Raw genomic sequence first — 12,820 nt, forward strand, 5'->3', positions numbered from 1 at the left:
CGATGACAACACCGAAGACCAACGCGGTCGAATTCGATACGTCCGGGCTGGACGTATGGACTGATCCGGAGCACTTCGAGGTGACGGCCGAGCGCATCGCCGAATATGCCGCTGCCACCAACGATCCCATCGAGCGACACCTGAAGGGCGAGATCGCTCCACCGGTCTTCGCGGTGGTACCCGTCTTCATGTCGATGGCACCGGCTGCGCTGTCGGTGGCACCGGTGGAACTGCTGATGAAGCTCGTTCACGGTGAGCAGGACTTCCTGTTCCACCGTCCGATCTACCCCGGCGACCATCTGGTGGCCCGGGCAAAACCCATCGGATTCGAGGGCCGCGACAACGGTTCCACCGTCGTCATCTACATCGAAACCAAAACCGACAAGGGTGAATTGGTCAACGAGCAGTGGATGACCGCATTCTTCCGCAAGGTCGACGCGGGCCCCGGACTGGGCGAGAAGGCTCCCGAACACCGATTCGACGACGCTGTTCGCGCGGGTAGTCCGGCAGCGGCGGTGAATCAGCACATCGACGAGGACCAGACGTTCCGGTACTCGCCGGCCTCCGGTGATCCGATGCCGATCCACCTCGACGAGGAGATCGCTCGGATGTCCGGGCTGCCCGGAATCATCAACCACGGGTTGTGCACGATGGCGTTCACGTCATGGGGCGCCCTGACCGAACTGGCGGGCGGAGAGACCGAGCGGTTGCGCCGTCTCGCAGTGCGATTCGCGAAGCCGGTCCTCCCGACCCAGGACATCGAGACGGTGTTCTACAAGTCGGGTTCGGCAGACGGAGCCACGTCGTACTCGTACGAAACCAGTGCGGTCGGTGACCTCGTCATCAAGGACGGCCTCGCGGTCATCTCCGACAAATGAGTCTTCATGTCCGACAACTGAACTGATGGGAATCTGAACTGATGGGAAGTCTCGACGGTCGCGTAGCGATCATCACCGGAGCAGGACGCGGCATCGGCCGTGAGCATGCGCTGCTCTTCGCTCGCGAGGGTGCGAGCGTCGTGGTCAACGATCTCGGCGGAGCAAACGACGGATCCGGCGCAGATGCCGGTCCCGCACAGCAAGTAGTCGACGAGATCGTCGCTGCAGGCGGCAAGGCCGTTGCCAACACAGACAACATCGCCACCTGGGACGGGGCGGAGGGCCTCGTCAAGCAGGCCGTCAGCGAGTTCGGTCGACTCGACGTGCTGGTCAACAACGCCGGCATTCTTCGCGACGCCTTCATCGCGGGCATGGACGAGAGTCAGTGGGACGCAGTCATCGCCGTGCACCTGAAGGGGCACGCGGCGACGCTGCACCACGCTGCCGCCTACTGGAAGGACCAGAGCAAGGCGGGAGAGACCGTCAATGCTTCGGTCATCAACACTGCGTCGGCTTCGGGTACGTTCATGCCCAATGCGGGCCAGGGTAACTACGGTGCCGCAAAGGCGGGCATCGCAGCCCTGACCTTGGTGGCCGCTGACGAGCTCGATCGATACGGCGTGCGCGTCAACGCAATTGCGCCGATTGCACGCACTCGGCTGACGCTGGCGACACCCGGTATGGGGGCACTGTTTGCCGCCGAGGTACCCGAGGGTGAGTTCGACGCCTTCGCGCCGTCCAACATCTCACCGTTGGTGGCCTATCTCGCGGCCGCGGACTGCAAGCTCACCGGCAAGGTGTACGCCGTTCAGGGCGGAGCCATCACGGAACTCGCCGGCTGGCACGGTGTGAACACCATCGAGAGCGAGGGTCCCTGGACCACCGCCGACCTCGCAGAACGTCTGTAAGCGCATGGCACGCAATGCATACGAACTCGGCCTCGGGCTGAGCGAGGAGCACACCGCACTCGCAGATTCGGTGCGCTCCTTTGCCGAGCGCACCATCACCACCGAGCAGGTGCGCGCTGCGGTGGAGTCGAGGACCGAGGACAAGTTCCCGCAGTTCTGGACGGCGCTGGTCGGGCAGGACCTTCTCGGGCTCGCGGTTCCGGAAGAACAGGGTGGTCACGGCGCCGGTCTGCTGACCTTGGCGGTGGCACTGGAAGCATTGGGCCGCACTGTCTCTCCCGGCCCGTTCGTACCGACGGTATTGGCAAGCGCAGTTCTCGGTGCGGCCGATTCCAAGGCGGGTCTGGAGTTTCTGCCCGGTCTGATCGACGGAAGTCGTACGGCAGCAGTCGCCTTGGGTGCGCCGTTGGCGGCCGAGTCGTCGGACGGCGGGTACACGATCGCGGGCGCACTCGACGGTGTGCTCGGTGGTGAACACGCCGACGTGCTGCTGGTCCCGATCCAGTTGCCCGAGGGTGTTCGCTATGCGGTGCTCGAGAGCAGCGCGGTCTCGATCACCGTGCAGGACAGCATCGACGTGCTGCGCGGCAGTGCGCGGATCGAAGCTGACAATGTTCAGATCAGCGCCGAACGGATACTCGACGGTCTCACCGAGGCGCGGGTACGGTCCATTGCCGCAGTCGTTCTCGGTGCCGAAGACGTCGGCGTCATGTCCTGGTGTGTTTCCACTGCGTCGGAGTACGCCAAGACACGCGTGCAGTTCGGGCGACCCATCGGCCAGTTCCAGGGCGTCAAGCACAAGTGCGCGCAGATGGGCATTGCGCTCGAGCAGGCACGCGCCGTTGTGTGGGATGCGGCAAGCGCATTGGACAAGGGCGACGACACGGCAGATTTTGCCGCCGACATCGCCGCGGTCATCGTGCCGGACGCCGCAGTGCAGGTAGCGCAGGATTGTGTGCAGGTCCACGGCGGTATCGGATTTACGTGGGAGCACGACGCCCACCTGTACTACCGCCGCGCGCTCTCGATCCGCGGCATTCTCGGTACTCGCGAGGATCGTGCCAATCGTGTTGCACAGCAGGCGCTCGGCGGTGTCAGCCGGGCTTCCGTTCTCGAACTGCCGCCGGAGGCAGAGGAGATCCGCGGCGACATCGCGGCCGAGCTTGCCAAGTTGGTCGAGCTCGACGAGGACGACCAGCTGATCGCGCTCGGCGACGGCGGCTGGGTTCAGCCGCACCTGCCGAAGCCCTACGGGCGCAGCGCCGCTCCGCTCGAGCAGATCGTCATCTCCCAGGAGATCAAGGCTGCGGGGATCTCGATGCCACAGCTCCTGATGGGCACCTGGGCAGTGCAGGCCGTCGTGGCGCATGGTTCGGACAGGCAGAAGCAGGAACTGGCAGTACCGACCCTGCAGGGTGAGCTGGTGTGGTGCCAGCTCTTCAGTGAGCCCGGTGCTGGTTCCGACCTCGCGTCATTGTCCACGAAGGCCGAAAAGGTCGACGGCGGTTGGAAGATCACCGGCCAGAAGATCTGGACCACGGTTGCGCAGTTCTCCGACTGGGCAATGCTGATCGCCCGCACGGACGCCACCAAGCCGAAGCATCAGGGCATCACGTACTTCGTCCTGGACATGTCGACGCCGGGCATCACCGTCCGACCGCTGCGTGAGATGACGGGCTCGGCGCTGTTCAACGAGGTGTTCCTCGACGACGTGTTCATCCCCGACGAGAACGTGGTCGGCGAGGTCAACGACGGTTGGAACGTCGCACGTACGACGCTGGCCGGGGAGCGCGTCGCGCTGAGCCAGAAGATGGAGGCGTACGCCTCGGACTCCGATCTGCTGAAGTTCGCGAAGTCGGCAGACCTGAGCCCGATCGGTCGCTACCGCGTCGGCGAGCTGGTGGCCGAGAGCCAGGCGATCGACCTCATCGGCTCTCGCGTTGTGCTCAAGCAACTTTCGGGCATCGACGTGAGCACAACGTCGAGCGTCGGCAAGCTGTTGGCGATGAAGATCAGCCAGTCGATCGCCGAGTTCGTCGTCGCCGAACTGGGTGCTGCCGGAGCGGTCAGCATCCCAGGTCAGCCCAGCGACAAGGCGATGGAGCAGCTCATTTCGGGACGTGCCACCACCATTTACGGCGGCACAACCGAGGTGCAGCTCAACGTGATCGGTGAGCGCATGCTCGGGTTGCCGCGCGACTGACAGTATTGACCGGGTGGGGCTCAGTCCTGGATTCTTCTCCAGGGCTGAGCCTCTTCCAGTTCGAAGGCCAATTCGAGGAGCGTGCGCTCGTCGCCGAGATCGGCGGAGAAATGCGAAGCCAACGGCAAACCGTTGCTGGTCTGATGCAGCGGTAGCGAAATCGCGGGGCCGCCGGAGATGTTGTTGAGCGGGGTGAACGACGTGTACGCGATCAACTTGTCGAAGAGTTCCTCGAAAGGCTGAGCGGGGGAGAGGTATCCGAGCTCGGGGGTGGTGTGCCCCAGAGCCGGCGAAAGCACGACGTCGTACTTCAAGAACATGGCGCTGTACTGCTGCTGGAGGCGTCGCAGGCGGTAGAGCACGCGCGGCGTCTTCACCAGGTTCTTCCGGTACAGCGAGTACAGGCCCTTGGTGAGGTTGTCGGTGCCGGACTTGTCGAAGTCGGGTCCGAGCATCTGTTTGCCACCGGTGGAGATGGCAAACGACAGGAATCCCCAGTAGATACTGAAATCTTCGATGAATTCCGGGCCGACGGGCAATGCCGCGTCTTCGACGTGATGGCCGAGGCCGGCAAGGAGTTCGGCCGTGGCTTCTACGGACTTGCGTGTCTCGTCGTCGGTCTTGGTGACTGTCACGGAATCGGTGATCACGCCGACGCGCAGGCGGGTTGAGCTGGGTCCTTCGATCAGGCGAACCGGTGCGAGTCGTGGATTGCGGTAGTAACTTTCGGCCGCTGACATCCATCGTGCAGTGTCGCGAACCGTGCGGGTGACGGCGCCCTGAGCGATCAGCCGGATCGGCATCGACTTGTCGGCGGGATCGGCGATGGTACGGCCGCGAGTGGGTTTGAGTCCGACCAGTCCGCAGGCAGCGGCAGGAATGCGAATCGATCCACCACCGTCGTTGGCGTGCGCGATCGGGAGGACTCCGGCAGCAACCAGTGCGGCAGCGCCACCCGATGAAGCGCCGGACGAGTACGCCGGGTTCCACGGGTTGTGGACGGGCTCTTCGGCCATGTATTCGGTAGACGCGCTGAATCCGAACTCGGGCAGCCGGGTCTTGCCGATCGAGATGGCCCCGGTGGAGAGGAACTGTTTCGCGAAATCGCTGTCGGCCTTTGCGGGGACCGCGGTGAAGGCGGTGCTGCCCTGCTGGGTGGGGAGGCCGGCGCTGTCGGTGTTGTCCTTGATCGCGGTGGGGACACCGGCAAAGACGCCCTTGGCGGGGCGGTTGCTTCTGGCGAGGGCACGGTCGAAATCGGTGCAGGCCAGGCCGTTCAATTGGCCCTGAACCGCCTCTGCCCGGGCGATCGACGCCTCCATGACTTCCCGCGCGGTCACCTCGCCCGATTCGATCCGGGCGGCGATACCGGTGGCGTCGAGATCGCCCAGGGCGTCGTCGGTGAAGGCGTGGACGGGGGTGTTCGCGGTCATGGGGATCCTTGTCAGGCGGAGGCACTCAGGTCGTCCGTCCAGCATATTGGACGGACGACCCCTGAGTGGCGCTATCTGTGGATTGCGGTATCAGCTACCGAAAATCGTCACAGCCTGCTCGGCTGCTTGCGGCGCCTGCTGGAACACGCCCTGCGGAATGAACTGCTGGGGGATGAACTGCTGAGGGCCCAACTGCTGGAAGTTCGTGACCATCGGGTGAATGACGTTGTTGAATACATCGTTGAACATGTGTTGTGTCCTTCGGTTACAGCGGTTTTCGAACTTCTGACTCCACCGACACTAAGCACGGTTCTGGCGAGTTTCAACGAAAATTACTGATACACAGTCACGTTCAAGTTCATTGCCAGCTGGGGGCCAGGAATCGACGTTTGTTCACAGCTTCGACGCGGTGCCGTGCAGGTTCTTGGCCGTCGGGGATGTCTCGACGGATTTGGGGTCGGGATACGTGCCCAGTACGCGATCGGCCGTTCCCGCGGTGGTGACGGTGAACCAGTAGTGTTCGTTCTTGAAGTGATGGTTGCGATGGTTGCGCCAAACCGACCGGTAGAGAGCAGTTTTCGGCTTGTAGTCACTGTGGATGAGGAAATGGGTCCACTCGTAGCCGAGACCGAGGACGGAAATGCAGGTCAGGAACGTCAGGCCGAGTTCGACGCGGGGAAATGCCAGGAGGGCGACGGCCGTCAGGAAAGGAATCACGATCAGGAGTGTCTGCCACGGAATGAAGATGAGTGAGACGGTTCGCGGGGCGAAATGGTGCTCCCGATGGCTGCGCGCCAGGCGTGAATCGATGGTGATGCCGGCAACGGTCCGCGGCTTCCAATGTAGAACGAACACGTGAATAACCCACTCCACGAAGGGGAATGCGGCAAGCATCACGAGTGGAACCAGTGCGTCGGTGATCTGCCAGTCGCCCAACGAGATGCGCGCCGCTGCGGCGGCCAGCAGCATGGTGCCGATCATCCACGGCGTCGGTGACTTGCGGAACGTCCGTGCGGCGTCGGCCAGAGTGAGGGGCTTGCTCATGGTTTCAGTCCTTCCAGGAAGGTGAGAGCGTCGCCGATCGCAGTCGTGCCGGTGTGGAGGAGCTGCGCTGCGGACGCCTCGGCGGTTGACTCGTCGTGTGAAGTGATGGCGGAAGCCAGTTTTCGATACAGGTCGGTCTGGCCGACTTCGGCGACCATGACGGAGGCAAGTGCAGTCATGGCCGGCTCGTACGCGGCGCGCAGGCTGTTGAAGATCAAGCGGAAGGCGATGGAATCCGCGCTGTCGACGACGACGTCCCAGAACGCCAGAGCGCGGTCTTGCAACTCCACTGGATCTTCGGTGGCCCCTAGTTGATCCACGGCGGTGTCGAGTTCCCGGGCAGATTCTGCGGAGATGCGACGGGCGGCCAGCACCGCGATCTGCGGTCCCATCAGTTCACGAGTTTCAAGGACGCTGCGCACGACGGTCAGGTCGGGGACGCCGTCTCTGACCAGCAACTGGGGGAGAAGTTCGGGTCCGGCCTGGCGTCGGAAATCACGCACCGACGTGGACTCGCCCTGGCGGACTTCTACCAGTCCGGCCTGGGCGAGCTTCTGGATTGCTTCCCGGACGGCGGGCCGGGAGACGCCGAACGCCTCGGCGAGTTTCCGCTCACTGGGCAGGGCTTCACCTGCAGCTAGCTCTCCGGCCAGTACTTTCACGGAAATCTGGTCGAAGACTGCGCCGGAGGCCGAGGTACGTGCAACGGGTTGGAACATGTACTGACCGTAAACGCCTACTGGTGAGAGGTCAAGTGGTATTACCAGTGAACCTCACTTCAGGCTGCGGGTGATGTCCGTCAGCTTGTTCAGGAAGTCCGTGTAGGTGAGTGCGAATCCGACCTTGTCGTCGTAGTCGAGCGGTGCGACATTGCCGAGGGCCACGGCTGGAACACGATCCCACGCCGGGTTGCCCGGCCAGGAGTCGAGATTCTGGGCGACGACGACATCGGCGTCGGCGAGCACATCCGCATTCTCCCAACCGAATTCGGCGCTGTAGCCGCCGATCGCGGCCGATTGGGCGGCGGTGATCGCGTCGTTGGACAGGATCGTGTACCCGAGTGACGACGCTACGTCGACGGTCAGGTTGTTCGGGGTGTTGAACACGAAGAACTTGTCCTCGATCAGCGATACGAAGGCGATCGTCTTGGTTTGCGCGACGGAACCGACGTCGTCGCGAGCGGCGCCGAGAGCATCTTCGTAGCGCGCCTGTGCTGCCGAGGCGGCTTCGGTCTTGCCCAGCAGTGCCAGTTGCTCGCCCATGAATCCCATAGGACCGCCGAGTGATTCGGTCTCCTTGTCGGGCGAGCTGCCGTCCTGGATCACCAGAACCGGTGCGATGTCCTCGAAAGTGAGGTTCTTCGACTTGTAGCTCTCGTACCAGCCGACGGAGATGAGGATCAGGTCCGGGTTGTAGCTCAGCACGTCCTCTTTGCTGAGATTGCCGCCCAGGTGCCCCGCATCGGCAGGGACCTTGGATGCGAGATGGCTCGACTCGTCGTAATCGAGGGCGACGATCGGGTATTCGGCGAGAAGTGCGAACTCGAGGGACGTCCGGGAGTCGATGACAACCACTCGCTGCGGGTCGGCAGGTATCTGGGCGGAGTACCCCGCGAAGCTGTAGTCGATGGTCTCGGTCGAAGGCGAGGGCTGGTCGTCGGACGAGCTGCACGAGGCGAGCGTGCCGATCAGGATCGCGCCGACCGCGAGCGCGATAGACCTGGCAAAACGGCGGCGGTGGTGCATTTGTGGTGTTCTCCAACGTGTTCGGGCAACATGGTTTGCCTTGCCTAACGACGCTAACGTGTCACCCGTGCGGGTTTGGTGCCATTCTGATGCGGTTTCGTGACAGGTGAGAACGAGCGGAAGTACGCGGCGGGGGTGTGGCCGATGACCTGCCTGAACAGGTCGATGAATGTTCCAGGGTTGGCATACCCGAGGCCGCGGGCCACGGCGACGACAGGTTTGCCTGCGGCGATCTCGATCAATGCAACGCGGACGCGCACCAGAATTCGCCATTGAGTGAGCGTCGTGCCGGTGTCGGCCTGGAAGCGGCGCATCAAGGTCCGGCCACTCACGCCGATGGTGCGCGCCCAGTCGGAAGTGGTGCGGTCGTCCGCCGGATCGGCGATGATCTGCCGTGCAATCGAAAGAAGGTCAGGCGTTCTCGGCAACGGAATGTCGAGACTCGCGGCCTGAACAGGATGGATGAGGTCGATTGCCACCTGCTGAAGCCGTAGTCGCTTCGGGTCGGGCATGGCGTTGTTCTCGTTGTGTAACAACACCTCCCGAAGTGCACCGGTCATGGGTATGCCGACCACTGTCGTCCGGTCGGCCTCGACATGATCCGGATTCAGGTACGTCGCGAAGATGACGGCGCCGTGATCGGAGCGAACTCTATGTGGCGTGCCTGCGGGTATCCAGATGCCGAGCATCGGCGGAACCATCCAGAGGTGTTCGGACGCTTCGAGTGTGACGGTCCCACCCGCCGACCACAGCAGTTCATGTTCGTGGTGGGTATGGAAATCCCAGACGCCCGTTGCGGTGCTCTCGAACCGGATGGTGCTGACGGACCACGGCTCCGCGACGATCCGGTCCGGGGTGGACACCGGCTCGTTCCACGTCGCCGGTTCCAGGGTCGGCGCTCCCCACAATATGATGCCGGAGAAGTCCTGTCGCGATGGCGTCACGAACCAAGAACGTACCGGCTTCCTGCCGTCGACCGAGGGGGCACGCGTATCCATGGCTCGATCGAAATAGTGGTTGGCCATGATGCTTCACCGAAACAGCGCAGGTGAGAGTAATTTTAGGTAGCCCTAATTCGGAAGACCGTCAGGAAACCCATGACACCACTCCTGTTACCGACGCCAGATACCGATGCCGAGTTCGCTCGCATCACCGCTGCACTGACTCGTCGCGGCTTTCTCGGCGGAAGTGCCGCCGCACTGTCCATGCTCGCTCTTGCCGGATGCGGCAGCGGGGACGCCGGTGGCGGTGCGGACGGCGAAACTCGGACGGTGCAGACCCACTACGGCCCCGTGGATGTTCCCGTCGATCCGCAGCGCATCGTCGCCGTCTCGTACAACACTCCGTGGCAGCTGCAGGCCGTCGGCGCCCAACCCGTGGCGACGCTCGACTACAGCGCGTACATCGACCAGTTCACGCCCGCGCAGCAGAAGTTCATCGACGGTTTGTCCTCAGTGGGGGTCTTTCTCGAGGTGAACCGCGAAGCGGTCGTCGCTGCTGCGCCCGACCTCATCGTGGGCGATGCTTACGAGATCGACGAGGACATGTTCCGCGAGCTCTCGAAAATTGCTCCTACAGCAGTGTATTCGGGCACCAATCGATCGGACTGGCGTACCGTCGCCGAGGGAGTGGCAGACGCGGTCAACAAGGGTTCGGCTCTGACATCGAACCGCGAGAAATACCAGGCGATGCAGGAGCGAATCCGCACCGAATACTCCGCTCAGCTTCGGGGCAACCGTTGGGCCCAGGTCGCAATCGGAGGCTCGGAAGGACTCTTCTCGATTCTGTATCCGACCGGCGTCACGGGAGCGATGCTCGCCGACCTCGACGTGACCCGCGGCGAGTTCATCCCTGATCTCAATCCGTCCACCGGCTTCGAGGCTTTTCCCTTCGAACAACTCGAAATGCTGCGGGACGTCACCGTGGTGATCTACCCCAAGCAACCCGACGGAACCGATTCTGCGGGAATGAAATCCATCTTCGCCAACCCGCTGTGGAGCCGCATTCCTGCGATCGCGTCCGGGCAGTCATTCGGAATCAGCACGCAGGTCACCGACTACGGCACAGCGATCAATTGGCTCAGCGAACTCGAATCCGGCGCCTTGGAGGCACTTTCATGACATCACTTCTCCTACCTACATCCGACACCGATGCCGAGTTCGCTCGCATCACCGCTGCACTGACCCGGCGAGGTTTTCTCGGCGCCGGCGCGCTGGCCGGGATCGGATTGCTCACGGCCTGTGGAACCAGCTCCGGTGAATCGGCCGAGGGCTCGATGCGCACCATCAACACTGCTCTGGGCCAGATGGAGGTTCCCACCAATCCGCAACGGGTGGTCAGCGCCGATTACTACACGGGCCCCGCGATGTTCGACGCCGGATTCACACCCGTCGGACTGCCGGTCGACTACGAGAACGCCGACGGTGTCCCGGAACCGTATGCGTCTGCGCTGCGGTCCCTCCCGAAGGTGGGGCGTTGGTACGAGCCGAACGCCGAGGCGATTGCGGCTTTGTCTCCCGACTTGATCGTGATGACCAACCTGCTGTCGGAGAACAACCCGGATCTCTACGAGCAGATCCGGTCGATCGCCCCGACCGCGGTTTTTGCCGAAGACGGGCAGTACGCGTGGAAGGAGCGCGCCCTCGGAGTCGCGGACGCGCTCAACCAGAGCGCGAAGGTTCAGGAGTTGGCAGATCGTTACCAGGCGCGGATCGCCAAGTTCCGTAGCGACAACGCTGATGTGTTGAGCAAGGTGAAGGTCGTCTACACCACGTACTTCGAGGAAAGTGGCTTCTCGCTGTACTCGCCGACCAAGTATCAGACGACGGTCATCAGCGAAGCCGGGTTCCAGTTCAACGACCGCTCACTCGCAATCCCTGCCGGCAGTAACGAGTGGTTCCCGAAGGAGCAGTTGGAGCTGCTCGACGAGGCCGACGTCATCATCACCAACAGTGGCAAGGGTCCAATCGACGAGAAGTTGGCGAACGACACCATCTTCCAGCGTCTGCGCGCCGTCAAGAACGATCAGGTGTACTCGTTCGACTACGAGGGCGTCGCGTCATTCGGTTGGGCCCTGACGTTCCTCGAGCAGTTCCAGCCGATCGCCGAGGAGATCAGAGCCAAGCTCTGACCTCCTCAGCGATCAAGAGGAAGCCGGCGTCACCACATCCAGTCTCGGTTGATGCTTCTCGGTGTATGCCCACGGGCGGATCTTCTCCAGTGCTTTGCCGATCCGGAACACGGTCGGTTCGTCGTAGGTGTGGCCGACGATCTGGACGCCCGTGGGGACGCCGTTGTGTGCGTGTCCACTGGGTACCGCCAATACGGGGCACCGATTGGCGACGTTGAACGGCAACGTGAGAAGTGCTTCGGCGGTGGTGTTCACGTGCTGGCCCGCCACAGTGAGGCCGTCGAGCAAAGACTCGCCTGCCGGGAAGGCGATGGTGCCGGAGGTCGGGCAGATCAGCGCATCGAAAGGAGCCATTGCCTCGGCGAGCTCTCGTTGCATCTGCGTTTCCTTGCGAAGGCCGTCCAGAAATGACATTTCCGCAGCGCCCTTCGACGTGATCGCGACATTGTCGAGCGTGTAATCGGCAAGAAGATCACCGTGGGCGCGAGCAACTTCCGCGACGGATGCTCCCATGATCGTTCCGAAATGCACCTTCACCGCTGCCGCCATCGAATCGCGAGTCCACGGCAGTTCGATCTCCTCGACGATCGCTCCTGCGTCGACCAACGACTGCGCGAGCGCCCGTGTATTCGCCTCGATGTCAGGTTCGATGGGGAAGTCACCGAGCCGCAGGCACAGGGCAATTCGCATTCCCTCGACCGACGGGTACTCGTGCGGCAGCGTGATCGCCGGCCTCAGCGAAGAATGATCACGCGGGTCCGGCCCGATCAGAACGTTGGCCAACAGAATCGCGTCGTCGACAGTTCTGGCCATGGGACCGTCGCCGCGGTAGGAATCCATGGAGAGCGGGGCGACCCCGGGAATGCGTCCGTACGACGCTTTGAGGCCGACGGTGCCGGTGAAACCCGCCGGGCCTCGTGTCGACCCGCCGATATCGGATGCTGTTGCCAGAGTGGTAGTTCCGGCGGCCAGCGCGGCGCCCGCTCCTCCCGACGAGCCGCCAGGGCTGTACTCGAGGTTCCAGGGATTACGAGTCACCCCCCACAGTGGAGAGTGGGTGAACGCCGCAACGCAGAACTCCGGCGTCGTCGTGCGGGCATGGATCAGGCCGCCTGCTGCCAGAACTCGATCGATCACCGGCGCGTTCTCGCGGGCGATGTTGCCGCGCCCAGCCAGTGAGCCCTCGGTCAGTGACCTTCCGGCGATAGCGTGTTTTTCCTTGGCAGCTACCGGAATTCCCTCCAGCGGCCGCGGGTCTGGTCCCTGGCCGCCGTAGCGGCGCTCTGCCTCCCGAGCGCCGACGAGTGCCTCGTCGAACATCTTCTCGGTGAAAGCATTGATGTGTTGTTCGAACTTCTCCGTTCGGGCGACTACTGCTTGTAGCAGTTCGACCGGAGACAGTTCTCGCGTGCGAAAGTGGGCAATCGCTTCGGTGGCGCTGAGGTAATGCAGTTCGTCTGTCATGACGTTATCTCCCTG

Annotated in this window: 12 protein-coding genes; 5 read left to right on the forward strand and 7 right to left on the reverse strand. The window is 63.0% G+C overall.

Going from position 1 to position 12,820, the window contains the following annotated elements; all coding sequences use genetic code 11:
* Positions 1 to 2: 2 nt before the first annotated feature.
* From I7X09_RS13840 to I7X09_RS13850, 3 genes are read left to right on the forward strand one after another with little or no spacing between them, the layout of a single operon-like run.
* Entirely contained in the window at positions 3 to 878 is an 876-nt protein-coding gene (locus tag I7X09_RS13840; protein ID WP_200317341.1) for a MaoC/PaaZ C-terminal domain-containing protein, read from the forward strand.
* 41 nt (positions 879 to 919) lie between these two features.
* Positions 920 to 1,786, forward strand: a complete 867-nt coding sequence (locus I7X09_RS13845) for an SDR family oxidoreductase (RefSeq protein WP_007735961.1) — start codon at positions 920 to 922, stop codon at positions 1,784 to 1,786.
* A gap of 4 nt (positions 1,787 to 1,790) precedes the next feature.
* On the forward strand, positions 1,791 to 3,989 hold the full coding sequence (locus I7X09_RS13850) for an acyl-CoA dehydrogenase (RefSeq protein ID WP_200317343.1): 2,199 nt from the start codon (positions 1,791 to 1,793) through the stop codon (positions 3,987 to 3,989).
* 20 nt (positions 3,990 to 4,009) lie between these two features.
* On the opposite strand, the gene I7X09_RS13855 is transcribed toward I7X09_RS13850, so the two are convergent.
* From I7X09_RS13855 to I7X09_RS13880, 6 genes are all read right to left on the reverse strand, one after another.
* On the reverse strand, positions 4,010 to 5,422 hold the full coding sequence (locus I7X09_RS13855; RefSeq protein ID WP_200317345.1) for an amidase: 1,413 nt from the start codon (positions 5,420 to 5,422) through the stop codon (positions 4,010 to 4,012).
* 90 nt (positions 5,423 to 5,512) lie between these two features.
* Positions 5,513 to 5,671, reverse strand: coding sequence for a hypothetical protein (locus tag I7X09_RS13860; RefSeq protein ID WP_003944172.1), 159 nt, complete (start codon positions 5,669 to 5,671; stop codon positions 5,513 to 5,515).
* Positions 5,672 to 5,815: 144 nt separating this feature from the next.
* Entirely contained in the window at positions 5,816 to 6,466 is a 651-nt protein-coding gene (locus I7X09_RS13865; protein ID WP_200317355.1) for a sterol desaturase family protein, read from the reverse strand.
* A complete protein-coding gene (locus I7X09_RS13870) occupies positions 6,463 to 7,185 on the reverse strand; it encodes a FadR/GntR family transcriptional regulator (protein ID WP_019746349.1) in 723 nt (240 codons plus the stop codon). The genes I7X09_RS13865 and I7X09_RS13870 overlap by 4 nt, the downstream gene beginning before the upstream one ends.
* 54 nt (positions 7,186 to 7,239) lie before the next feature.
* Positions 7,240 to 8,211 (reverse strand): ABC transporter substrate-binding protein, encoded by a 972-nt coding sequence (locus I7X09_RS13875; RefSeq protein ID WP_095969434.1) that lies wholly within the window; start codon positions 8,209 to 8,211, stop codon positions 7,240 to 7,242.
* A gap of 53 nt (positions 8,212 to 8,264) precedes the next feature.
* Positions 8,265 to 9,155 (reverse strand): helix-turn-helix domain-containing protein, encoded by an 891-nt coding sequence (locus tag I7X09_RS13880; protein WP_234036912.1) that lies wholly within the window; start codon positions 9,153 to 9,155, stop codon positions 8,265 to 8,267.
* A gap of 153 nt (positions 9,156 to 9,308) precedes the next feature.
* On the opposite strand from I7X09_RS13880, the gene I7X09_RS13885 reads away from it, so the two are divergent.
* Both I7X09_RS13885 and I7X09_RS13890 read left to right on the forward strand, forming a co-directional pair.
* Positions 9,309 to 10,331 carry an ABC transporter substrate-binding protein gene (locus tag I7X09_RS13885; RefSeq protein ID WP_200317359.1) on the forward strand — a complete coding sequence of 341 codons (1,023 nt, stop codon included), beginning with the start codon at positions 9,309 to 9,311 and terminating at the stop codon, positions 10,329 to 10,331.
* Positions 10,328 to 11,341: an ABC transporter substrate-binding protein gene (locus I7X09_RS13890; RefSeq protein ID WP_095969437.1), complete on the forward strand. Its 1,014-nt coding sequence runs from the start codon at positions 10,328 to 10,330 to the stop codon at positions 11,339 to 11,341. The genes I7X09_RS13885 and I7X09_RS13890 overlap by 4 nt, the downstream gene beginning before the upstream one ends.
* 12 nt (positions 11,342 to 11,353) lie before the next feature.
* Here the strand turns inward: I7X09_RS13890 and I7X09_RS13895 are convergent, their stop codons facing one another.
* Complete coding sequence (locus I7X09_RS13895) at positions 11,354 to 12,805, reverse strand: amidase (protein WP_200317361.1); 1,452 nt, start codon at positions 12,803 to 12,805, stop codon at positions 11,354 to 11,356.
* Between the last annotated feature and the right edge of the window lie 15 nt (positions 12,806 to 12,820).

Source organism: Rhodococcus sp. P-2, from assembly GCF_016598535.1.
In the GTDB taxonomy this organism is placed as follows: domain Bacteria; phylum Actinomycetota; class Actinomycetes; order Mycobacteriales; family Mycobacteriaceae; genus Rhodococcus_F; species Rhodococcus_F baikonurensis.